The sequence below is a fragment of the Micromonospora sp. WMMD882 genome (assembly GCF_027497255.1).
Taxonomy (GTDB): domain Bacteria; phylum Actinomycetota; class Actinomycetes; order Mycobacteriales; family Micromonosporaceae; genus Micromonospora.
This window is the reverse complement of record NZ_CP114903.1, coordinates 2,744,233-2,765,765: the sequence shown is the minus strand read 5'-3', so window position 1 is coordinate 2,765,765 and position 21,533 is coordinate 2,744,233. Positions and strand designations below refer to the sequence as shown.

At 74.6% G+C, this 21,533-nt stretch carries 19 protein-coding genes; 16 read left to right on the top strand and 3 right to left on the bottom strand.

The annotated features are described in order from the left end of the window. The first annotated feature begins 3 nt into the window (after positions 1–3). The 6 genes from O7606_RS11190 (at position 4) to O7606_RS11165 (ending at position 4,483) form a co-directional block, all read left to right on the top strand. Positions 4–297, top strand: a complete 294-nt coding sequence (locus O7606_RS11190; RefSeq protein WP_281598988.1) for a DUF503 domain-containing protein — start codon at positions 4–6, stop codon at positions 295–297. Positions 298–432: 135 nt separating this feature from the next. Continuing rightward, positions 433–921, top strand: coding sequence for a 30S ribosome-binding factor RbfA (gene rbfA, locus O7606_RS11185; RefSeq protein ID WP_281598987.1), 489 nt, complete (start codon positions 433–435; stop codon positions 919–921). 56 nt (positions 922–977) lie between these two features. Next, positions 978–2,027 carry a bifunctional oligoribonuclease/PAP phosphatase NrnA gene (locus O7606_RS11180; RefSeq protein ID WP_281599615.1) on the top strand — a complete coding sequence of 350 codons (1,050 nt, stop codon included), beginning with the start codon at positions 978–980 and terminating at the stop codon, positions 2,025–2,027. A 54-nt stretch (positions 2,028–2,081) separates the two neighbouring features. Beyond that, on the top strand, positions 2,082–2,489 hold the full coding sequence (locus O7606_RS11175; RefSeq protein ID WP_281598986.1) for a hypothetical protein: 408 nt from the start codon (positions 2,082–2,084) through the stop codon (positions 2,487–2,489). After that, positions 2,489–2,698 (top strand): DUF6186 family protein, encoded by a 210-nt coding sequence (locus tag O7606_RS11170; RefSeq protein ID WP_281599614.1) that lies wholly within the window; start codon positions 2,489–2,491, stop codon positions 2,696–2,698. Before O7606_RS11175 ends, O7606_RS11170 begins: the two co-directional genes overlap by 1 nt. 462 nt (positions 2,699–3,160) lie before the next feature. Further along, positions 3,161–4,483, top strand: coding sequence for an MATE family efflux transporter (locus O7606_RS11165; RefSeq protein WP_281598985.1), 1,323 nt, complete (start codon positions 3,161–3,163; stop codon positions 4,481–4,483). A gap of 142 nt (positions 4,484–4,625) precedes the next feature. Here O7606_RS11165 and O7606_RS11160 read toward each other — a convergent pair whose 3' ends face one another. After that, positions 4,626–4,943 (bottom strand): hypothetical protein, encoded by a 318-nt coding sequence (locus O7606_RS11160; protein WP_281598984.1) that lies wholly within the window; start codon positions 4,941–4,943, stop codon positions 4,626–4,628. Positions 4,944–5,157: 214 nt separating this feature from the next. On the opposite strand from O7606_RS11160, the gene truB reads away from it, so the two are divergent. The 8 genes from truB (at position 5,158) to dapB (ending at position 17,800) form a co-directional block, all read left to right on the top strand. Next, positions 5,158–6,042 carry a tRNA pseudouridine(55) synthase TruB gene (gene truB, locus O7606_RS11155; RefSeq protein WP_281598983.1) on the top strand — a complete coding sequence of 295 codons (885 nt, stop codon included), beginning with the start codon at positions 5,158–5,160 and terminating at the stop codon, positions 6,040–6,042. A 52-nt stretch (positions 6,043–6,094) separates the two neighbouring features. Then, a complete protein-coding gene (locus O7606_RS11150) occupies positions 6,095–7,024 on the top strand; it encodes a bifunctional riboflavin kinase/FAD synthetase (RefSeq protein ID WP_281598982.1) in 930 nt (309 codons plus the stop codon). A 201-nt stretch (positions 7,025–7,225) separates the two neighbouring features. Beyond that, positions 7,226–7,495, top strand: a complete 270-nt coding sequence (rpsO, locus tag O7606_RS11145) for a 30S ribosomal protein S15 (RefSeq protein WP_281598981.1) — start codon at positions 7,226–7,228, stop codon at positions 7,493–7,495. A 228-nt stretch (positions 7,496–7,723) separates the two neighbouring features. Then, positions 7,724–10,099 carry a polyribonucleotide nucleotidyltransferase gene (locus tag O7606_RS11140; RefSeq protein WP_281598980.1) on the top strand — a complete coding sequence of 792 codons (2,376 nt, stop codon included), beginning with the start codon at positions 7,724–7,726 and terminating at the stop codon, positions 10,097–10,099. A gap of 340 nt (positions 10,100–10,439) precedes the next feature. Then, complete coding sequence (locus tag O7606_RS11135; RefSeq protein ID WP_281598979.1) at positions 10,440–11,738, top strand: pitrilysin family protein; 1,299 nt, start codon at positions 10,440–10,442, stop codon at positions 11,736–11,738. Between the two features lie 132 nt (positions 11,739–11,870). Beyond that, on the top strand, positions 11,871–12,398 hold the full coding sequence (locus tag O7606_RS11130; RefSeq protein WP_281598978.1) for a hypothetical protein: 528 nt from the start codon (positions 11,871–11,873) through the stop codon (positions 12,396–12,398). Continuing rightward, positions 12,391–16,962 (top strand): AAA family ATPase, encoded by a 4,572-nt coding sequence (locus O7606_RS11125; protein WP_281598977.1) that lies wholly within the window; start codon positions 12,391–12,393, stop codon positions 16,960–16,962. The genes O7606_RS11130 and O7606_RS11125 overlap by 8 nt, the downstream gene beginning before the upstream one ends. A 70-nt stretch (positions 16,963–17,032) precedes the next feature. Further along, a complete protein-coding gene (dapB, locus tag O7606_RS11120) occupies positions 17,033–17,800 on the top strand; it encodes a 4-hydroxy-tetrahydrodipicolinate reductase (RefSeq protein WP_281598976.1) in 768 nt (255 codons plus the stop codon). A 56-nt stretch (positions 17,801–17,856) separates the two neighbouring features. Here the strand turns inward: dapB and O7606_RS11115 are convergent, their stop codons facing one another. Further along, positions 17,857–18,423 carry a GNAT family N-acetyltransferase gene (locus O7606_RS11115; protein WP_281598975.1) on the bottom strand — a complete coding sequence of 189 codons (567 nt, stop codon included), beginning with the start codon at positions 18,421–18,423 and terminating at the stop codon, positions 17,857–17,859. Between the two features lie 35 nt (positions 18,424–18,458). Here O7606_RS11115 and O7606_RS11110 point away from each other — a divergent pair, with 35 nt between their 5' ends. After that, the gene (locus tag O7606_RS11110; protein ID WP_281598974.1) at positions 18,459–19,769 is read left to right on the top strand and encodes a glycosyltransferase family 87 protein; all 1,311 of its coding nucleotides are present in this window, start codon (positions 18,459–18,461) and stop codon (positions 19,767–19,769) included. Here the strand turns inward: O7606_RS11110 and O7606_RS11105 are convergent. Next, positions 19,662–20,219: a GNAT family N-acetyltransferase gene (locus O7606_RS11105; protein WP_281598973.1), complete on the bottom strand. Its 558-nt coding sequence runs from the start codon at positions 20,217–20,219 to the stop codon at positions 19,662–19,664. The two genes, O7606_RS11110 and O7606_RS11105, sit on opposite strands and share 108 nt — an antisense overlap. 79 nt (positions 20,220–20,298) lie before the next feature. On the opposite strand from O7606_RS11105, the gene O7606_RS11100 reads away from it, so the two are divergent. Then, positions 20,299–21,528 carry a crosslink repair DNA glycosylase YcaQ family protein gene (locus O7606_RS11100; RefSeq protein WP_281598972.1) on the top strand — a complete coding sequence of 410 codons (1,230 nt, stop codon included), beginning with the start codon at positions 20,299–20,301 and terminating at the stop codon, positions 21,526–21,528. Positions 21,529–21,533: the final 5 nt, after the last annotated feature.

Genomic DNA, 21,533 nt, shown 5'->3' with positions numbered 1-21,533 from the left:
GCGATGTTCACCGGAACCGCGGTCTTCGACCTGCTGCTGCCGGGCGACTCCCGGTCGCTCAAGGCCAAGAGATCATACGTACGGCCGATCGTCGCGGCGTTGCGTCGCTTCGACGTGTCGGCTGCCGAAGTGGGAGCGCTCGACCTGCACGGTCGGGCCGAGATAGCGGTGGCCGTGGTGGCGGCGGAGGCGGCCCACGTCCGCGAGGTGCTCGACTCGTGCGAGCGTCTCGTGGTCGGTCGCCCGGAGGTGGAGCTGCTGTCGGTCCACCGGCGTCTGCACGGCGTGGACGACTGAGGCCGCCGGTGCCATCGCAGCCGCGCGACGACGACGTCCGCGCGGGTAGTGTTCGAACTGTTGGCCGGTCCGGTCCGGGGGGCGTCCGCGCCGTCCGAGCCGGGCCGGAACGCCGATGCCGTGGAGGTGGCGGAGATGACGGATCCGGCCAAGGTACGCCGGCACGCCGAGCGGGTGCGTGAGCTGGTCGCGTCGGTGGTGCGGACCCAGATCAAGGACCCGCGCCTCGGCATGATCACTATTACCGACGCGCGGATCACCGCGGACCTGCGGGACGCCACGGTCTTCTACACGGTGCTCGGGGACGCCGCCGCGCAGGCGGGCACCGCCGCCGCGCTGGAGAGCGCCAAGGGCATGCTGCGCAGCACCGTCGGCAAGGCGCTCGGTCTGCGGCACTCGCCCACCCTGACCTTCGTCCACGACGACGTGCAGGAGCAGGTCAAGCACATCGACGACCTGCTGACCCAGGCCCGTAACGCCGACGCCGAGGTGCAGCGGCTCGCGGCCCGGGCCGAGTACGCCGGTGACGCCCAGCCGTACCGGGTGGACGAGGACGCCGACGCGGACGACGCCGACGACGAGGCGGCCGAGGACGTCCCGTCAGCCGGTGGGGACCGGCGGTGACCGAGACGTCCGCCGGCCCGGGCGGTGGCCTGCTGGTCGACGCGGCGCAGCACGACGTGCCGCCGCTTCCCGTCCGGGCGGAGGGCTTTCCCGCCGAGTCCGACTGGGCCGCGGCGGTGGACGCGGTGCGGGGCCTCGACCCGGACGCCCGGGTCCTGTTGATCTGCCACGTCAACCCGGACGGGGACGCGCTCGGCAGCATGCTCGGTTTCGGTCTGGGGTTGCGTCGGCTGGGGTTGCGTCGGGTGCAGGCGACCTTCCCCGGCCCGCCGGAGGTTCCCGAGCCGTTCCGTGAGCTGCCCGGTCTGGAGCTGCTGGTCCCGGCGACCGAGGCGTACCAGGATCCGGAGCTGGTCCTCTGTTTCGACGCGGCGAGCGAGTCGCGGCTGGGTGAGCTGGTCGACCGGTTGGCGACCGGCGGCACGGCGGTGGTGCTGGACCATCACGCCTCGAACACCGGCTTCGGGGACGTCCGGTTGGTGCAGGCGGGCGCCGCGGCGACCTCGGTGGTCGCCGAGGAGCTGCTGCGGCGGCTCGACGTGCCGCTGGACGCCGGCATCGCCGAGTGCCTCTACGTCGCGTTGGCGACCGACACCGGCTCGTTCCGGTTCGACGCCACCACGCCGGAGGTGCACCGGCTGGCGGCCCGGCTGCTCGACACCGGCATCCGTCCGGGGGAGATCTCCCGCCGGATCTTCGACACCCGTCCGCTCGGGGCGGTCCGTCTCTACGGCGACGTGCTGGGCCGGGCCCGGCTGGAGCCGGCGGCGGCCGGTGGGCACGGTTTCGTCTGGACGTACGCGACCCTGGACGACCTGGCCCGGCACGAGCAGCGCCCGTACGTGCTGGAACCCTTGATCGACTCGGTGCGGTGCGCCGCCGAGGCGGACGTGAGCTGTGTGCTCAAGCAGATCGCCGAGGACGGCTGGGCGGTCTCGTTGCGCAGCAAGGGCGCGGTGGACGTCAGTCAGGTGGCGGTGACCCTGGACGGCGGCGGGCACCGGTTCGCGGCGGGTTTCACCGGGTGGGGCACGGCCCCCGAGGTGGTGGCCCGCATCCGCGACGCCCTGGACGCCGCTGTCGTCCACCGGGAGGATCAGGGCTGACTCCGGGGAGTGTCGGCCTTCCCGCGCTCCGTGACGGAAGGAGACAATCGCGGAATGGAGCAGCCCCACGAGATCGCTGCCGAGGCGCCCAGGGTCTGGGACCGTCCGGTCGTCGTCGTGCCCGTGCTGGCGTGCCTGTCCCTGGTGGGCGGCCAGCTTCCCTCCTTTTCGACTTCGGCGAACCTCTACACCATCGGCGCCGGCGGGGTGCTGGTGTGGCTGGGTCTGAGCCAGCGGGTGTCCCGCCGTCCCGCTCCGGAGCGGTTGCCGCCCGGCACGGTCTGGTGGGTGGTGCCGATGGTGATCTTCGGGGTCTTCGAGGGGGCCACCTTCGTGATGGCGGCCGGTGACGAGTTCCCCACCTTCTCCCGGCTGGCCGATCCACTGCTGGAGGACTCCCTGATCCGGTCCGCCGCCTGGTTCGCCTGGCTGGCGGCGTTCTGGGGGCTGGTACGCCGATGATGCGCAGCCTGGCCATCGGTGGCTTCCTGATGTCGTTGGCGCTTCTCGCGGTCGTCGAGTGGGCGGCCCGACGGGAGGGCTCGCGGGTGCCGACCCTGGGCGACGTCTGCGCCTACGTCATGCAGTACGAGGTCGGCTCGGTGCCGGTGGGCCGGATCGGTCTCTTCGGTTTCTGGTGGTGGCTCGGCTGGCACTTCTTCGCCCGCTGACCCGGGCCGCTGACCCGGTCGCCGCTGGGCCCCCAGGTGTCCACTTGTCGGGAACACTGGGCAGCATGTGGAACTTAACGATAACTTGGGTGAGGGCCGACGTCGCATGGCGGCGCTGCTCAGCGGCGGTGGCGTCCCACCGGGCGTCGCTTCCTTCCACAGGGTCGAACCGACCCGGGCCCACGCCGCCCGGGCCAGCCGCACCGGTCATCCCCGGGGCTGGCGGGTAGGCAGTTCCGACGCCCGCGCGGTGCCGCGTGCCGGCACCGACCGCCCTGGAAGGGGATCCACCATGCCGGGTCAGCCCAAGCCCGAGACCACCGACGAGGCCCGCGAGCAGGCCCGTCGCGCCCTGCAGACCTCGATGGACACCCGCCAGTGAGCTGAGCGGGCCGGCGCCGCCTGAGGTAAGGGGCGGCGACGGATTGCGTGCGTTACCCGCCGGGTGCCAGGATCGGTGCCATGGGAGCTTCCGCCGTGGCCGGTCCGCCGGCCGTGCCGGCCCGCCGGATCGTCGGGCTGGCCCTGCCGGCGCTGGTCGTGCTCGCCGCCGAGCCGCTGTACGTGCTCGTCGACACGGCGGTGGTCGGTCACCTGGGCCGGCTTCCGTTGGCCGCCGTCGCGGTCGGCGGGACGGTGCTGACCCTGATCGCCTGGCTCGGCACCGTGCTGGCCTACGGCACCACCGGTCGGTCGGCCCGCCGGTTCGGCTCGGGCGACCGGGCGGCGGCGGTGGCCGAGGGCGTCCAGGCGTCCTGGCTGGCCGGCGCCGCCGGCCTCACCGTCGCGCTCGGCATGCAGCTCGCGGCCGGGCCGTTGGCGCGGGCCCTCGTCGGCTCCGGCGGCGAGGTGGCCGACGCGGCGACCCAGTGGCTGCGGATCGCCGCCCTCGGCGCGCCCGGCCTGCTGCTGGCCGCCGCCGGCAACGGCTGGCTGCGTGGCGTCCAGGACACCCGACGCCCACTGTGGTTCGTGCTCGGGCCCAACCTGCTGTCCGCCCTGCTCTGCCCCCTGCTGGTCTACCCGGCGGGGCTGGGCCTGGTCGGTTCGGCGGTGGCGAACGTCATCGCGCAGACCCTCTGCGGCGGGCTCTTCATCGCCGCCCTGGTCACCGAGCGGGTTCCCCTGCGACCCCGCCCGCAGGTCATCCGCCGGCACCTGGTGCTCGGTCGGGACCTGCTCATCCGGGGGGCGGCCTTCCAGGCCAGCTTCCTGTCCGCGACCGCCGTCGCGGCCCGGTCCGGCGCCGACGCGCTGGGCGCGCACCAGATCGTCGTCCAGCTCTGGTTCTTCACCGTGCTGCTGCTCGACGCCCTCGCCATCGCCGCCCAGGCCCTGGTCGGAGCGGCCCTCGGGGCCGGCGACGCCGCCGGGGCGCGGGCGCTCGCCCGCCGCGTCGCCCTGGTCGGCGGGGTTTGCGGGGTGGCGTTCGCGGTGCTGGCGACCGCCGCCGGCGGCCTGCTCCCCACGCTGTTCAGCTCCGATCCGCTGGTACGCGCCCAGGCCGCCGCGGTCTGGCCGTGGTTCGTCGTGATCCAGCCGATCGGCGGCGTGGTGTTCGCCCTCGACGGCGTGCTGATCGGCGCGGGCGACGTTCGTTACCTGCGGAACCTCACCGTGCTGGCCGCGTCGACCGGCTTCCTGCCGGCGGTCTGGCTCAGCCACGCCTTCGACCTGGGTCTCGCCGGCATCTGGACGGCGCTCGTCCTGTTCGTCGCGCTCCGCCTCGCGGGGCTGGCGCGGCGGCTGCGCTCCGACCGCTGGGCGGTCGCCGGGGTCGACTGACCACGCCACCGCCGGGTCCGCCGGGGGGCGCTGGAAGACGGCGGAGCGGTCGAAGGCGGCGGGTGAGGGCAGGCGACGGCGCGAGCGGAGCCGCCCGCCGACGCCACCGGCCGGTACGACGGCGCCGCGCCGGGCCGCCCGGTCAGAGCCGGGCGAACAGTCCGTACGCGCCGAGCAGCAGCCCCAGCGCGATCGCCCAGGAGCCGAAGAACGCCACGATCTTGAACGTGCGGGGAAAGCGCTCGTGCAACCGTCGCCGGTCCCGCCACACCCACCAGCGGTGGCGCGCCGCGACCGCGCCGGGCAGCCGGAGCAGCGTCGCGGTCGTCCGGTCGCCCAGCGTCGGGCGGGGCGGCGGCGGGTTCAGCATCCACTCCGGCAGCGTCGGCCGGCCGCCGGGCGGGCCCGGGGACGGGCCGCCGTGCCGGGTGGTGTCGGTGGTCCCCCGTGCCGTGGACATCGGTCTCCTCCGGGCCGTCGACCCCCTGGCCGGCGGGTCGGGTGCCGCCGATTGTGACACCGGCCGCAGCGGGAAGCCGTCCATTTTCCGACGCCCCCGCGTGGACCGGTCCCGTGTCGCGTCCGGCCGTGCCCGGCCGGGTGGCCGCCGTCCTGCCCGGTGCCCGGACCTCCGGCGCGGGGACGGCCGGGGGAGTCTGGCAGGCTAGGCCGACGTGAGCGCAGATGGTCTGATCGTGGTGGACAAACCCGGCGGCATGACGTCGCACGACGTGGTGGCGCGGATCCGGCGGCTGGCGCGGACCCGACGGGTGGGACACGGCGGCACCCTCGACCCGATGGCGACCGGCGTGCTGGTCATCGGGGTCGGCCGGGCCACCCGGCTGTTGACGTACGTCATCGGGGCGGAGAAGAGCTACACGGCGACCATCCGGCTCGGGCAGAGCACCGTCACCGACGACGCCGAGGGAGAGGTCACCGACCGCGCCCCGGCCGGCGGGCTGACCGACGAGGCGATCCGGGCGGTGTTGGCCGGGCTCACCGGCGAGATCGACCAGGTGCCGAGCGCGGTCAGCGCCATCAAGATCGACGGCCAGCGGGCCTACAAGCGGGTCCGGGACGGCGAGACGGTGACGCTGGCCGCCCGCCGGGTCACCGTGTCCCGGCTGGCGGCGCTGGCCGTCCGGCGGGGCGCCCCGGACGTGGTGGACGTGGACGTGGACGTGACCTGCTCCTCCGGCACGTACATCCGGGCCATCGCCCGGGACGCCGGCCGCGCGCTGGGCGTCGGCGGCCATCTCACCGCCCTGCGACGTACCGCGGTCGGCGGGTTCGGCCTGGCCGAGGCGGCGACCCTGACGGAACTGGAGCAGCGCGCCCCCGACGTCGTCGGGTTGCCGCTCGCCGCGGCGGCCGACCGGTTCTTCCCCCGCCGCGACGCCAGCGCCGACGAGACGAGAACGCTCTCCCACGGCGGTCCGCTCGACCCGGTCGGCGTCCACGGGCCGTACGCGGTCTTCGACCCGGCCGGCGGGCTTGTCGCTATCGTCAGCGAACGGGACGGTCGGGCCCGGGCGGAGATCGTGCTCGCCCCGGCCTGAGCCGGCGGGTAACTGCCGGCCAGGCCGGTGCGGACGCAGGGGAGGAAGACAGATGCAGCGCTGGCGGGGGTACGAGGCGGCGCCCGGCGGGTGGGGACGGTCGGTGGTCACCATCGGCGTCTTCGACGGGGTGCACCGTGGCCACCAGGCCACCATCGGGCACGCGGTGGCGCGGGCCCGGGAACTGGGCGTCAGGTCGGTGGTGGTGACCTTCGACCCGCACCCGTCCGAGGTGGTCCGGCCCGGCTCGCACCCGGCGGTGCTCAGCGAGGCGGCCCGGCAGGCCGAGCTGATCGAGGAGCTCGGCGTGGACGTGCTCTGCGTGGTGCCGTTCACCCCGGAGTTCTCCCGGCTGCCCGCCGAGGCGTTCGTGCACGACATCCTGGTCGAGCATTTGCACGCCGCCCTGGTGGTGGTCGGCGAGAACTTCCGGTTCGGGCACCGGGCCGCCGGTGACGTCGCGCTGCTGGAGCGGCTCGGCCGGACGTTCGGTTTCGCCGTGGAGGGGGCGCCGCTGGTCGCCTCCGACGGGACGGTCTTCTCGTCCACGTACATCCGGGCCTGCGTGGACGCCGGGGACGTCACCGCCGCCGCCGCCGCGCTCGGCCGCCCGCACCGGCTGGAGGGGGTCGTGGTCCGGGGCGACCAGCGGGGCCGTGAGCTGGGCTTCCCGACCGCCAACCTGCTCTGTCACCGGCACGCGGCGGTGCCCGCCGACGGCATCTACGCCGCCCGGCTGGTCCGGCGCGGACATCCGCAGCCGTTGGCCGCGGCGGTCTCCATCGGCACGAACCCGACCTTCTCCGGGCGGGAGCGCCGGGTCGAGGCGTACGTGCTGGACTTCACCGGCGACCTGTACGGCGAGCGGCTGGCTCTGGACTTCGTGGCGCGCCTGCGTGAGCAACGCCGGTACGACTCGATCGAGCCGCTGATCGCCCAGATGAACGAGGACGTCGACCGCGCCCGTACCGCCCTGGCCTGAGGCGTCGCGTCGGCCCCGCCCGGCGTCCCACCGGCCCTTGGCGGGCAGATCCGCGGGGTGCTGGTAATCTGACAGGGACGTCGGTCAACCGACGCGGGGCCTCGCGTGCCTGCACGACGCCGCGGGTGCGAGGTTCGCCTCCGATCCGGTCTCCGGGCGGACGGCGGCGCCCACTGACCAGCCCACCGAAACAGGGAGAAAATGGCGCTCGACCAGGAAGCCAAGGCCAAGATCCGCTCCGAGTACGCGACCGCCGAGGGGGACACCGGTTCCCCCGAGGTCCAGGTGGCGGTGCTCACCAAGCGGATCGCCGACCTCACCGAGCACCTCAAGGTGCACAAGCACGACCACCACAGCCGCCGTGGGCTGCTGCTGCTGGTCGGCCGGCGGCGTCGGCTGCTGAACTACGTCCAGAAGAAGGACATCAACCGCTACCGGTCGCTCATCGAGCGGCTCGGCCTGCGCCGGTGACGTGACGGGGGAGCGACCGACCTGGTCGCTCCCCCGATCGCCGTCCATCATCCGAACACCCAGGGCCAGCGTGACCACCGAGACGGGAGCCGGTCAGCGTACCGGTCTCCGGTAGTGGCCCCCGGGACCCCGGCATCCGCCGGACCCGGGCGCTTCGATCGAAGACCGGCCGTCTGAGCAGCTCCCGAGCGTCGCGGGCCCCCGACGTACAAGGAGCACGACATACCCATGACCGAGAACCGACTCGGCACCGAAGCCCGTACCGCCGTGATCGACAACGGCTCCTTCGGGACCCGTGAGATCACCTTCTCCACCGGCCGGCTGGCCCGTCAGGCCGCCGGCTCCGTCGTCGCCCAGCTCGGCGAGACGGTCGTCCTCTCCGCCACCACGGCCGGCAGGCAGCCGAAGGAGCAGTTCGACTTCTTCCCGCTGACCGTCGACGTCGAGGAGCGGATGTACGCCGCGGGCCGGATCCCCGGCTCGTTCTTCCGCCGCGAGGGCCGGCCCAGCGAGGACGCCATCCTCACCTGCCGGCTGATCGACCGGCCGCTGCGCCCGTCCTTCGTCAAGGGCCTGCGCAACGAGGTCCAGGTCGTCGAGACCATCCTCGCGCTGGACCCGCAGCACCCGTACGACGTGGTGGCGATCAACGCCGCCTCGATGTCCACCAAGCTCTCCGGCCTGCCGTTCTCCGGCCCGATCGGGGCGACCCGGATGGCCCACGTGGACGGCCAGTGGGTCGCCTTCCCGACCCGGGACGAGCTGGGCCGGGCCACCTTCGACATGGTCGTGGCCGGCCGGGCGCTGCCCGACGGCGACGTGGCGATCATGATGGTCGAGGCGGAGGCCACCGAGCACACCGTGGCCCTGGTCGCCGGTGGCGCGACCGCCCCCACCGAGGAGGTCGTCGCCAGCGGTCTGGAGGCCGCCAAGCCGGCCATCCGTGAGCTGTGCCGGGCGCAGAGCGAGCTGGCCGAGGTGGCCGCCAAGCCGGTCACCGAGTTCCCGGTCTTCCTGGACTACCAGGCCGACGTCTTCGACGCGGTGGCCGAGCTGGTCCGGGGCGAGGTCGCCGAGGCCCTCAAGATCGCCGGCAAGGCGGACCGCGAGGAGGCCCTCGACCGGGTGAAGGCCAAGGTCGTCGAGGAGCTGGGCCCGCGTTTCGAGGGCCGGGAGAAGGAGCTCAGCGCGGCGTTCCGGTCGCTGAGCAAGTCCGAGGTGCGCAACCGGGTGCTGCGCGAGCAGGTCCGGATGGACGGCCGGGGGCCGCGCGACATCCGTCCGCTGAGCGCCGAGGTCGGCGTCCTGCCCCGGGTGCACGGGTCGGCGCTGTTCGAGCGGGGCGAGACGCAGATCCTCGGCGTCACCACGCTGAACATGCTCCGCATGGAGCAGATGCTCGACACGCTCGCCCCGGAGACCCGCAAGCGCTACATGCACAACTACAACTTCCCGCCGTACTCGACCGGTGAGACCGGCCGGGTCGGCTCGCCGAAGCGGCGGGAGATCGGCCACGGCGCGCTGGCCGAGCGGGCGCTGATCCCGGTGCTGCCGTCGCGGGAGGAGTTCCCGTACGCGATCCGGCAGGTCTCCGAGGCGCTCGGCTCGAACGGCTCGACGTCGATGGGGTCGGTCTGCGCGTCCACGCTGGGCCTGCTCTCGGCCGGCGTGCCGCTGAAGGCCCCGGTGGCCGGCATCGCCATGGGCCTCATCTCCGACGAGGTCGAGGGCAAGACCGAGTACGTCACGCTCACCGACATCCTCGGCGCGGAGGACGCCTTCGGCGACATGGACTTCAAGGTCGCCGGCACCCGGGACTTCGTCACCGCGCTCCAGCTCGACACGAAGCTCGACGGCATCCCGTCGGACGTGCTGGCCGCCGCGCTCCAGCAGGCGCACGAGGCCCGGCAGACCATCCTCGACGTGATGCAGGCGGCGATCGAGGCCCCGGCCACTATGTCGGAGTACGCGCCGCGGGTCACCACGGTCAAGATCCCGGTCGACAAGATCGGCATGGTGATCGGCCCGAAGGGGCAGACCATCAACGCCATCCAGGACGAGACCGGCGCCGAGATCTCCATCGAGGACGACGGCACCATCTACGTCGGCGCGACCAACGGGCCCTCCGCCCAGGCCGCCGTCGACCGGATCAACGGCATCGCCAACCCGACCCTGCCGAAGGCGGGGGAGCGGTTCCTCGGCACGGTGGTCAAGACCGCCGCGTTCGGCGCGTTCATCTCCCTGCTGCCCGGCCGGGACGGCCTGCTGCACATCTCCAAGGTGGGCGACGGCAAGCGCGTGGAGAAGGTCGAGGACTTCCTCAACGTGGGTGACCGGGTCGAGGTGGAGATCGCCGACATCGACGCCCGCGGCAAGATCTACCTGGACAAGGTCCGTCCGGAGGGCGCGGAGGCGCCGGCCGCCGAGGGCGGCGAGCGTCCGGCCCGCGAGCGCGGTGACCGGGCCCCGCGGGGCGAGCGCCGCGGTGACGGCGACGGCGAGGACCGTCCGCGTCGCGGTGACGGCGGCGAGGGCGGCGAGCGCCCGCGCCGGGAGGGTGGCGAGGGCGGCGAGCGTCCGCGTCGCCGGACCCGGCACAGCTGACGAACCATCCGGGCCGGGTGGCGCGACGCCGCCCCGGCCCGGTCGCTCCACCCGGCCGGACGGGACGCCCGTGCGCCGGAGGATCCGTCGACCAGCCCGGCTCGCCGAGCCGGGCTGGTCCCGTCTCAGGGGCGGGCGCCCGCCCCTCGTCCCCGTCAGGAGTCAGGTACCTGTGAGTCGGGCCGACCACGCACTGAACGCCTCGGACCGGCCGGAGCCGGGCCGTCGGCCCGGCCAGGGGTCCCACCTCGCCGGTGGCGGCCGTCCGCCGGCCGGGCCGGGCCACCGGAGCCGGGCGTCCGGGGCCGCCCCGGTCGGGCGGTCGACCACCGCCCGGGCGGTGACCCGGACGTTGAGCGACGACCCGCTGGGCGGCACGGTGCGACGTACCGTCCTGCCCAGCGGGCTGCGGGTGCTCACCGAGGCGATCCCGGCGATGCGCAGCGTCTCGTTCGGCGTCTGGGTGGCCGTCGGCTCCCGTGACGAGACCGGGCCGCAGGCCGGCGCCGCGCACTTCCTGGAGCACCTGCTCTTCAAGGGCACCCACAAGCGGACCGCGTTGGACATCTCCGCCGAGATCGAGGCGGTCGGCGGTGAGACGAACGCGTTCACCACCAAGGAGTACACCTGCTACTACGCCCGGGTGCTGGACGAGGACCTGCCGCTGGCCATCGACGTGATGTGCGACCTGGTCGCCGACTCGCTGCTGGAGGCGGCGGACGTGGAGACCGAGCGCGGGGTGATCCTCGAAGAGATCGCCATGCACGACGACGAGCCCGGCGACGAGGTGCACGACCTGTTCGCCCGGGCCGTCTACGGCGACCATCCGCTCGGTCGGCTGATCTCCGGCACCGAGGAGACGGTGACGCCGATGACCCGCCGGCAGATCCAGAGCTTCTACCGGAAGCGGTACGTCCCGCCGCAGATCGTGATCGCCGCCGCCGGGAACCTCGACCACGCCGCCGTGGTGCGGCTGGTCCGGCAGGCGCTCAAGGGCACCCCGCTGGACACCGACCCGGCGTCGCCGGCCGCGCACCGGACGAACACCCCGGCGGTACGGACGAAGCCGGCGACCAGGCTGGTGGAGGCGAAGGAGACCGAGCAGGCGCACGTGCTCCTCGGCTGCCCGGGCATCGACCGGCTCGACGAGCGGCGGTTCGCTCTGGGCGTGCTCAACAACGTCCTCGGCGGCGGGATGTCCTCCCGGCTGTTCCAGGAGATCCGGGAGCGCCGCGGCCTGGCCTACTCGGTCTACTCCTACGCCAGCCAGTACGCCGACTCGGGCCTGTTCGCCGTCTACGCCGGCTGCGCGCCGGGCAAGCTGGACGAGGTGCTCGACCTGACCCGCGCCGAGCTGGCCCGGGTGGCCACCGACGGGCTCACCGAGACCGAGGTGGCCCGTGGCAAGGGCATGAGCAAGGGGTCGTTCGTGCTCGGCCTGGAGGACACCGGCTCCCGGATGAGCCGGCTGGCCAAGGGCGAGCTGCTCTACGGGGACCTGATGCCGGTCGACGAGCTGCTGACCCGGGTGGACGCGGTCACCGTCGACGACGTCAACGTCCTCGCCGCCGAGCTGCTGAGTCGCCCGATGTCGTTGGCGGTGGTCGGCCCGTTCGGCCCGGACGACTTCTCCGGCTGATCCGTCCCGACGCTTCGTCCGTCCCCTCCGACGCTTCGTCCGTCCTGTCTGGATGGTGACATCTGTCGATCGGTGTCGTACCCGGTCGCTAGGATTCGGTTCATCTGCGGACGACGAACTCGGGGGGTTCGGATGGACGTACGGGTGACGGTGGACGCCGACGACCGTCAGGTCGAGTCGGAGTCCCTGCACCAGTGGCTGGTCGAGAGCGCGGAGCTGCGGGGCCGGGTCGTTCCGGTCGAGTCGCCGCCACCACCGGGCGCTCTCGGGCCGACGCTGGACGCGATCCTCGTGGCGGTGGCCCCGGGCAGTGTCGCCACCGCCCTCGCCACGATCCTGGTCACCTGGATCCGGCACCGTGGCGGCGCGGTGCGGATCGAGATCGAGCTGCCGGACGGCAGGCGCGCCCGACTGGAGGCCGACAAGGTCCGGACGCTCACCGACGCGCAGCTCCGCGGCGAGCTGGGCGCCGTGGTCGCCGCCCTCCAGCCCCCCGCCGATCCGGCCCGGCCCCCCGCCGATCCGGCCCGGCCCCCCGCCGATCCGGCCCGGGCCGCCGGGCCGGGTGGCGGCACGTCGGGCAGCCCGGCGATCGACCCGCCCGCCGGGCCCGCGGCGCTGCCCGCCGCCGGCCGGGACACGGCCCGCGTCGATGGCTGACCTGAGCGGCAACGGCCTACGCGTCCTGGTGGTCGGGACGCAGACCCATCAGGGCGGCGCGCTGTCCTCCCTGCCGATCGTGGGCCGCACGGTCACCGCGCTGGTCGACCGGCTGACCGACCGGTGCGGGGTGCCGGCCGAGCAGATCACCGTGCTGCGCGATCCGCCCGACGCCTTCACCATCGCGCACGCGGTCAGCACGGCCGCCCAGCAGGCCGGCGAGGTCCTGCTGATCTGGTACGTGGGCCACGGCCTGCGGCTGCGCGGTCACGCCGACCTGTATCTGGCGGCCAGCGGCACCGACCGCCTGGTGCCCGGGCTCGCCGCGCACCAGGCGTACCCGGTCTCCGGTCTGTCGCAGGCGCTGCAGGCGTCCCGGGCCACCACCATGGTGGTCGTCCTGGACTGCTGCTTCTCCGGGCAGGCCCGGCTCACCGCCCCGGTCCCGGAGCCGCTGGCCGATCTGCCTCCGGTGCACGGGGTCTACCTCCTCGCCGCCGCCGAGAACCTCGCCCTGGCCGACCCCGCCCAGGAGCACACCGCGTTCACCGGTGAGTTCCTCCGCTTCCTGGACTCCGGTGACCCGGAGGCGGGGCGGATGCTGACCCTGGACGACGCCTATTACCACCTCTTCGACGCGTTGGGGAAGCAGCAGGCGCCGCGACCGCTGCGGCAGGAGGAGGGGCAGGCCGGCCGGCTGGAGCTCGCCGCCAACCCGGCGCGCCGGGGTGTCGCCGTCGACGGGCCCGGTGGCGACCCCGAGCCGCCGCTGGCCGGCCCGAGCCCCTGGCGGGGGCTGGCCGCCTTCCAGGAGCGGGACGCCTGGTCGTTCTTCGGCCGCGAGACGGTGACCGCCGATCTGGTCGCGGCGACCGCCCGGCGGCTCGCCGACCCCACCCCGCTGCTGGTGCTCGGCCCCTCGGGCAGCGGCAAGACCTCACTGCTGCACGCCGGGCTGCTGGCCGCCGTACGCCGGAACGGGTTGGCCGCCGCCGACGACGGCGACCGGGTCTACCCGGTGATCCTGCCGGCGCTCACCCCCGGTCGTCGTCCGTCCGCCGCGCTGGCCCGGGTGCTCGACGGCACGCCGGAGCAGCTCGCCGAGCGTCCGGAGGCGGCGGCGGAGCTGTGGGACCGGGCCGGCGTGGGCGATCCGGCCGGCAGACCGCCGGCGTTGCTCGTGGTCGACCAGCTCGAAGAGCTTTTCACCCTCGCCACCGACGCCGAGCGGACGACCTTCCTGGCCGCCCTGGCCAGCCTCGGCGCGTCCCGACCGGACGGGCTGCCCCGGGCGGTGGTGGTGGTCGCCCTGCGGGCCGACTTCTACGGCGCCGCCAGCGAGCAGCCGGCGTTCGCCGGGCTGCTCGCCGGGCCGCGGGTGGTGGTCGGGCCGATGGCCGCCGAGGAGCTGCGGCACACCATCGAACGGCCGGCAGCCGAGGCGGGGCTGCGGCTCGGGGACGGCCTCGCCGAGCTGCTGCTGCACGAGCTGGGCGCGGGCCGGGCCCGCGGGCCCGAGCCGGGCGCTCTGCCGTTGCTCTCGCACGTGCTCTGGGAGACCTGGCGGCGGCGGGAGGGCAACCGGTTGAGCGTCGCCGGCTACCGCGCCAGCGGCGGGCTCAACGGCGCGATCGCCCAGACCGCCGACGACGCGTACGACGGGCTCGACGCGACCGGTCGGCGGGCGGCCCGGCACCTCCTGCTGCGCCTGGTCCGGGTCGCCGACGACGGGGTCGACACCGCCCGCCCGGTGCCCCGCGCGGAGCTGCTGGCCGGTCTCGGCGGCGCCGCTGCGCCGGTGCTGGAGCAGCTCGCGGCCCGTCGGCTGGTCGGCATCGACCCGGACGGCGTGGTCCGGATCAGTCACGAGACCCTGCTGACCGCCTGGCCCCGGCTTCGGGCCTGGATCACCGAGGACCGGGCCCGCCTGCTGGCCCGCCAACAGGTCGCCGACGCGGCGGGCATCTGGCAGGCCGGTGGACGGCACCGGGGCGACCTGCTCTCCGGCACCCGGCTCGCGGTCGCCCGGCGGAGCCTGCCGGTCGACGGGACCGACCGGCTCGGCCCGGTGGAGCGGGAGTACCTGGCCCGCAGCGTGCGCCGGCACCGGCTGCGCCGGACCGGTGTCGCGGTGGTCGCGGTGGTGGCGCTCCTGCTGGGCGTGGGGGCGGTGTTCGCCGTCGAGCAACAGCAGCGGGCCGCCCGCCTCGACGCCCAGCTCGCCTCCCGCCAGTTGGCCGCGCAGGCCGAGGCGCTGCGGTCGACTCAGCCGGAGGCGGCGCTGACGCTGAGCCTCACCGCGTACCGGACGGCCCCGACGCCAGAGGCCCGGCAGGCCCTGTACGCCTCCTACGCCGACCCCCGGCCGCAGCCGTTGACCGGGCACGACAAGCCGGTGATCGGCCTGGCCTACACGCCGGACGGTCGGACCCTGGTCAGCTCGTCGGTCGACCGCAGCATCCGGCTGTGGGACGCCACCGAGCCGCGCCGTCCGGCGGCCCGCGCGGTGCTGCGCCGGCCAGCGACCACGGCCGTCGCCGTCAGTCCGGTGGCCCCGCTGCTCGTCGGCGCGTCGAAGGAGTCGCTGGCCGTGTGGGACATCACCGACCCGGCCCAGCCCCGGCAGCGGGCGGAGCTGGCCACGTCGTCCGTGCTCACCCTCACCGCCGCCTTCGCCCCGGACGGCCGCACCCTGGCCACCGGCGGGGAGCGCGGCACCCTGCGGCTGTGGGACGTCCCCGCATCGGGTGCTCCGACGCTGCTCGCCACCTGGCGTCACGGCGCCAGCGAGGTCGGCGGCGTCGCCTTCAGCCCGGACGGCCTGAGCCTGGCCGCCGCCCACTACATCGAGGAGGGCCGGACCAGCGGCGGTCAGGTGACGCTCTGGGACGTGGCCGACCGGCGGCGGCCCGCCCGGGTGGCGGCGCTGCCCGTGGACAGCGCCACCGCTGTCGCGTTCGACCCGGTCGGGCGGATGCTCGTCGCCGGCGGGTCGCTGGGGACGGTCAACGCCTGGGACACCAGCGATCCGCGTCGCCCGAAGGCCCTGGAAGGGCTCGACCTCAACGATCCGTCGCGGGCCGGGACGATCTTCTCGCTGTCGTTCCGGGCCGACGGCGGCGTCTTCGTCACCGCCAGCACCACCGGCGAGCTGAACCTGTTTGAGATCGACCCGGACAGTTTCAACCCGATCGACCGGCTGTCCCGGCTGCCGGGGAACGACCCCGGCCGGGCGGTGGCCTTCCGACCGGACGGCCGGGGCCTGGCCAGCGGCACGGACAGCGGGACCGTGCGGGTCTGGTCGCCCACCGTCCCGGTGCTCGGCGGCTACCTCAACAACGTCGGCGCCCCGGTGCCGGGCCGGGCGGTCGGCTTCGACGGCCGGTACGTGCTGACCAACGCCGACCCCGACAGGGCGGGCGGGGCCCAACTGTGGGACGTGACGGCACGCCCGCCGGAGCTGGTCGCCCACCTGCCACCGGAGTGGCCGGCGGGGGTGTTCCTGCCCGACGGTCGCACCGTGGCGAGCAAGGGCGCCGCCGACACCGTACGGCTGTGGGACCTCGCCGACCCCCGCCACCCCGTTCCCGCCGCGGACCTGCGCTGGACGGGCGTCGGCCCGGACCCGCTGGAGGTGCTGCCGCGTCCCGGCGACCGCCGGTGGCCCGGCCCGCCCACCGTCGACCTCTTCGTGACGGTCAGCCGGGACGGCCGGCAGCTCGCGCTGAGCGACGGGCGGTCGTCCACCGTCGTCCTGGTCGACGTGGGTGATCCGGCCGCGCCCGTGGTGACCGCCCGGTTCGACAGCAGCGAGGCGTCCCAGGGGGTGTGGTTCCTCGACGACCGGACGCTGACCGTCTGGGGCGAGACCGACCTGTACCTGTGGGACGTGCGGGAGCCCTCCCGGCCACGTCAGGCCGGGGTGATGCCCGGGGCCGCCCGCCGGGGCACCCTGCTCTACGAGCGGACCCGGCAGGTCGCCTTCACCGGGGACTCCGACGAAGGGACCAACCAGCCGCTGACCAGGATGTGGGAGGTCAGCGATCCGTACCGGCCGCGCAGGGCGGGGGCGGTCCCCCGGGACAGCATGACCTCCGGGGTGATGATCACCGATCCGAACACCCTCGCCGTCGACTCCGGCGACGGCGTGCGGTCCTGGGACATCACCGACCTCGACGACCCCGTTCCCGGCCAGGCGCTCCTGGGGGTGCCCGGCCGGCGGACGCTGGACGTCGGCCCGGACGGCCGGACCCTGGTGAGCACCGGCCAGGCCGAGGGGGACAGCTTCGCCGTGTGGCGGCGTCCGGACGGCGACCACCTGTTCAACTCCTTCGCGGTGCTACCCGGCGACTTCGCCGAGTTCACCCCGGACGGGTCGGTCCTCGGCGAGCTGCCGGCGGACGCCCGGGCGCAGTGGCTCGCCCCGGACGCCGCCATCGCGCTGTGGCCGCTGAACCCGGACCGGATCCACCGGGAGCTGTGCGAGTCCCCGACCGTCGACCTGACCGACGACGAGTGGCGGCGCTACTTCCCTGATCTGGACCGACGGGCCCCGTGCCCGTAGGTCGCCCGGTCGCCCCCGGGCTTCTCGTCCGTGCCGGTCCGGCGTTTTCCGGTGCGATAGGTTGTGCCGCGTGACTGAGGAGCAGGTGACGCGACGCGACGAGCCGGTCCGGGTCGGGGTGCTGGGCGCCCGGGGGCGGATGGGCGCGGAGGTGTGCCGGGCGGTCGACGCCGCCGGTGACCTGGAGCTGGTGGCGGCGATCGACCAGGGCGACGACCTCGACGCCGCCTCCGCCGCCCAGGTGGTGGTCGACTTCACCACCCCCGACGTGGTGCTCGACAACCTGCGTTGGGCGATCGGGCAGGGGATCCACGCGGTGGTCGGCACCACCGGCTTCACCGATCGGCGTCTCGACCAGGTGCGCGGCTGGCTGGCCGCCCGGCCGGAGGTGGGCGTGCTGATCGCCCCGAACTTCGGCATCGGCGCGGTGCTGATGATGCAGTTCGCCGCGACGGCCGCCCGGCACTTCGAGTCGGTGGAGATCGTCGAGCAGCACCACCCGCGCAAGCTGGACGCGCCGAGCGGCACCGCCACCCACACCGCCCGCCTGATCGCGCAGGCCCGCGCCGACGCCGGCCTGGGGCCGACCCCGGACGCCACCACCAGCGAGGTCCCCGGCGCGCGTGGCGCCGACATCGACGGGGTACGCGTGCACGCGGTCCGGGCCACCGGCCTGGTCGCCCACCAGGAGGTGCTGTTCGGCGCCACCGGCGAGACGCTGACCATCCGGCACGACTCGTACGACCGGGTGTCGTTCATGCCCGGCGTGCTGCTCGGCGTCCGGGAGATCGGTCGGCGTCCGGGCCTGACCGTCGGCCTGGATGCCCTGTTGGGCTGACCTGAGCGTTGGGAGGGCCCCCTGCCGTGCGCGGGGCCTTGACAGGGCGCCCTTCCCTACGACGGCGACACGGCCACGTGCAGGCGGGTCTGCGGGACGAGCATGTCGTCGACGTCCAGCGCCCGACCGGCGCCGTCGGGCTCCCAGCCGGTGCCGGTGAGGAACTTCCGGGTCGCCTCGTCGCCCTCGAAGGCCCAGGCCACCGCCCGGCCGAACCCGTCGTCACGCCAGTGGTCCACCGCCGCGGCGAGCAGCCGGCTGCCGTGCCCGCGCCGACCCCAGCGCGGCTCGACCAGCAGGTCGGTCACCGCCGCCACGTCCGCCCCGAGGGACTCGGCCGGCTCCTGCGGGGCTAGGGCCTCCGCGTCCGCCGGGCCGGCCGCCAGGAACCCCACCAGGAACGACGACTCGGCCTGCTCGACGGCGACCAGCACCCGGTGGGTGGCCGACGGCGGCGCGGTCACCGCGTCCCCCCACCGCCGGGCCAGGTACGCCTCGTCGAGGTTGTCCAACACGTGCCGTGGCAGAATCCGGCGGTAGGCGACCCGCCAGGTCGCGAGTTGAATGCGTGCGATCTCGCCGGCGTCCTCGGGACGCGCCGGGCGGACGTACCCGAGAGCCATGGCACGGAAGCCTACGCAAGGTGAGGGAGGCGACGGTGCCCCAGGGTGCCAGACGGACCGTCGGGCAGGTCGGCGTCGTCGTCGTGCTCGCCGTGGCGGTGGCCGGTTTCCTGTCCGTGGCGGCCGAGCGGCACGGCTTCTTCGACCTGCACGTCTACCACGGCGCGCTGTCGCACTGGGTGCACGACGGCGGCGAGGTCTACGACTATCTCAAGCCGCGCAGCAAGTACGGCTTCACCTACCCGCCGTTCGCCGCGCTGGTGATGCTGCCCATGGCGTACCTCTCCTGGCACCTGGCGATCCTGGTCAGCGTGACGTCGACCCTGGTGGCCAGCGCCGTGGTGATCTGGTGGCTGCTCGACCCGGTGGCGGTCCGCGCCGGCTGGAGCCGCTGGTTCACCCTCGCCGTGGCGGTCTGCCTGGCCGCCGCCTTCGAGCCGATGCGGGAGACGGTCAACTTCGGCCAGGTCAACATGCTGCTGCTGTTCCTCGTCGCGGTGGACCTGCTCTGGCTGGCGCCGCGCGGCAGCCGCTGGCTCGGCGTCGGCATCGGGCTGGCCACCGCGATCAAGCTGACCCCGGGCATCTTCCTGATCTACCTGCTGGTCACCGGGCGCTGGCGGGCCGCCGCCACCGCGACGGCCGCCGCGGCGGCGGCGACCCTGACCGCCGCCGCGCTCTTCCCGGACGCCTCCCGCGAGTTCTGGACCCAGGCGATCTGGAACACCGACCGGGTCGGCGACCTGGAGTTCATCTCGAACCAGTCGTGGCAGGGCGTGGTGGCCCGACTCGACCCGGGCAGCCCGAGCACGCTGCTGTGGCTGCTGCTGGTGGCGCTGACCGTGGCGCTGTGGGCCCGCCGGTGCCGGTCCGCCGTCGCCGCCGGCGACGAGGCCACCGGCTTCGCCCTGACCGGTGTGGTGATGTGCCTGGTCAGCCCGGTGACCTGGGTGCACCACCTGGTCTGGTTGATCCCGGCGCTGATCCTGCTGGTCGACGACGCGGTGGCCGCGCCCGCCGGCAGCCGCCGCCGACGTGGCCTGCTGGCCTTCGCCGCGGTCGCGTACCTCGTGTTGTGCAGTCGGTTGGTGTGGCACTGGGAGCGCGGTTTCGGCGGCGTGGACGGGTTCGTGTTCAGCAACTTCTACGTGTGGATCAGCGTGGCGCTGCTGGTGGCGCTGCCGGTGCGCCGCCCCGACGGCGGCCCGACGGCCCCGGACGGCGGGCCCGACCGGGAGTCAGCCGGCGGAGCCGAGCGGGCCGGCGTAGCGCAGCTCGGCCAGGGGGAGCGGGGGGCGGCCGCCGGCCATCGGCACCGGGTAGGTGGACTCCTCGCCGTCCGGTGACAGGCCGGCCCGGGTGTAGAACCGCCGGGCCCGGGTGTTCGCCGCGAGGACCCACACCCGGTACGCCGTCCAGCCCCGCCCGGCCAGTCCGGCGCGGGCCGCCGCGAACAGCGCGCCGGCCGTCCCGTCGCCCCAGCGCGTCGGGTCGACGTAGAGGCCGACCACCTCGCCGCAGGTCTCGTCCAGCTCGGCGCGGCTCTGGTTGACCCGGTACGGCCCGAACGTGGCGAACCCGGCCACCGTGCCGTCGACCTCGGCGACCAGCGTGGTGAACGGGTTCGCCGGGTCGGCGGCGCCGGTGTCCCGGCGACGCTGGGCCCAGGCCGCCACGTTGAGCCTTCCCAGCACCTCGGCCGGCATGATGCCGGCGTAGCCGGCCTGCCAGCCCCGGACGTGCACCCGGGCGACCGCCTCGGCGTCGTCGGGCTCCTCACGGCGGATGGCGCGCATGACACCGTTCTATGCCCCCGGCGGCGGGTGGTCCAGCGCTTCGCGGTCGTGTCGTACCCGTGGGCTAGGGTGCCCGACGATGGTCGCGCTCGAATCGCTCTCTCTCGCCCAGGCCCGCCGGGTGGCGTTGGCCGCCCAGGGTTTCGCCGACCCGGCCCCGGCCGGCGAGCCCACCCGTCGCCATCTGCGCCGGGTGCTCGACCGGGTCGGGCTGATCCAGATGGATTCGGTGAACGTGCTGCGACGGGCGCACTACCTGCCGCTCTACAGCCGGCTCGGGCCCTACCCGACCGAGCTGCTGGACCGGGCCGCCTACCGTCCGCCGCGCGAGCTGTTCGAGTACTGGGGGCACGAGGCGTCCCTGGTGCCGGTGGCGTTGCACCCGGCGCTGCGCTGGCGGATGGCCCAGGCCGACGAGAAGGCCTGGGGCGGCATGCGGCGGATCGTGCGGGAGCAGCCCGAGCTGGTCGCCTGGGTCCGCGACGAGATCGCCGCCCGGGGTCCGCTGACCGCCGCCGAGATCGAGCACGACGCCCCCCGCGAGACCGGCAACTGGGGCTGGAACTGGTCGGTGGTCAAGCAGGCCCTGGAGTACCTCTTCTGGGCCGGCGAGGTGGCCGCCGCCGACCGCACCACCTCCTTCGCCCGCCGCTACGACCTGCCCGGGCGGGTGCTCCCCGCCGAGGTGCTGAACGCGCCGACCCCGGCCGACGAGGACGCGTACCGTGCCCTGGTCGCGCTCGCCGCCCGCTGCCTCGGGGTGGCCGCCGAGCCGGAGCTGCGGGATTATTTCCGGCTGCCGGTGACGGCCACCCGGCGGGCGATCGGCGAGCTGGTCGAGGCCGGGGAGCTGGTCCCGGTCGCGGTCCAGGGCTGGCGGCAGCCGGCCTGGTTGCACGCCCGGGCCCGGCTGCCCCGGTGGATCCGGGCGCAGACGCTGGTCAGCCCGTTCGACCCGGTGGTGTGGGAGCGGGCCCGCGCCGAGCGGCTGTTCGGGTTCCGCTACCGCATCGAGATCTACGTGCCGGCGGCGCAGCGGGTGCACGGGTACTACGTCCTGCCGTTCCTGCAGGGCGACCGGTTCACCGCCCGGGTCGACCTGAAAGCCGACCGGCGGTCGCGGGCGCTGCTGGTGCCGGCGGCCTGGGCCGAGCCGGGCGTCGACCCCGGGGAGACCGCTGTCGCGCTCGCCGCCGAGCTGCGCCGGCTGGCCGACTGGCTCGGGCTGGACGCGGTCGCGCCACCGGTCGCCGGGGATCTCGCCGGGCCGCTCGCCGCCGCGTTGGCCGGCACCGCCGGTGTACCGTGAGCGGT

Coding starts and splice junctions, on each gene's coding strand:
- O7606_RS11130 (WP_281598978.1), top strand. CDS start 11,871: ATGGACGTACGGGTGACGGTGGACGCCGACGACCGTCAGGTCGAGTCG.
- O7606_RS11165 (WP_281598985.1), top strand. CDS start 3,161: ATGGGAGCTTCCGCCGTGGCCGGTCCGCCGGCCGTGCCGGCCCGCCGG.
- rpsO (WP_281598981.1), top strand. CDS start 7,226: ATGGCGCTCGACCAGGAAGCCAAGGCCAAGATCCGCTCCGAGTACGCG.
- rbfA (WP_281598987.1), top strand. CDS start 433: ATGACGGATCCGGCCAAGGTACGCCGGCACGCCGAGCGGGTGCGTGAG.
- O7606_RS11160 (WP_281598984.1), bottom strand. CDS start 4,943: ATGTCCACGGCACGGGGGACCACCGACACCACCCGGCACGGCGGCCCG.
- O7606_RS11125 (WP_281598977.1), top strand. CDS start 12,391: ATGGCTGACCTGAGCGGCAACGGCCTACGCGTCCTGGTGGTCGGGACG.
- O7606_RS11150 (WP_281598982.1), top strand. CDS start 6,095: ATGCAGCGCTGGCGGGGGTACGAGGCGGCGCCCGGCGGGTGGGGACGG.
- O7606_RS11175 (WP_281598986.1), top strand. CDS start 2,082: ATGGAGCAGCCCCACGAGATCGCTGCCGAGGCGCCCAGGGTCTGGGAC.
- O7606_RS11100 (WP_281598972.1), top strand. CDS start 20,299: ATGGTCGCGCTCGAATCGCTCTCTCTCGCCCAGGCCCGCCGGGTGGCG.
- O7606_RS11190 (WP_281598988.1), top strand. CDS start 4: ATGTTCACCGGAACCGCGGTCTTCGACCTGCTGCTGCCGGGCGACTCC.
- O7606_RS11170 (WP_281599614.1), top strand. CDS start 2,489: ATGCGCAGCCTGGCCATCGGTGGCTTCCTGATGTCGTTGGCGCTTCTC.
- O7606_RS11115 (WP_281598975.1), bottom strand. CDS start 18,423: ATGGCTCTCGGGTACGTCCGCCCGGCGCGTCCCGAGGACGCCGGCGAG.
- O7606_RS11140 (WP_281598980.1), top strand. CDS start 7,724: ATGACCGAGAACCGACTCGGCACCGAAGCCCGTACCGCCGTGATCGAC.
- O7606_RS11105 (WP_281598973.1), bottom strand. CDS start 20,219: ATGCGCGCCATCCGCCGTGAGGAGCCCGACGACGCCGAGGCGGTCGCC.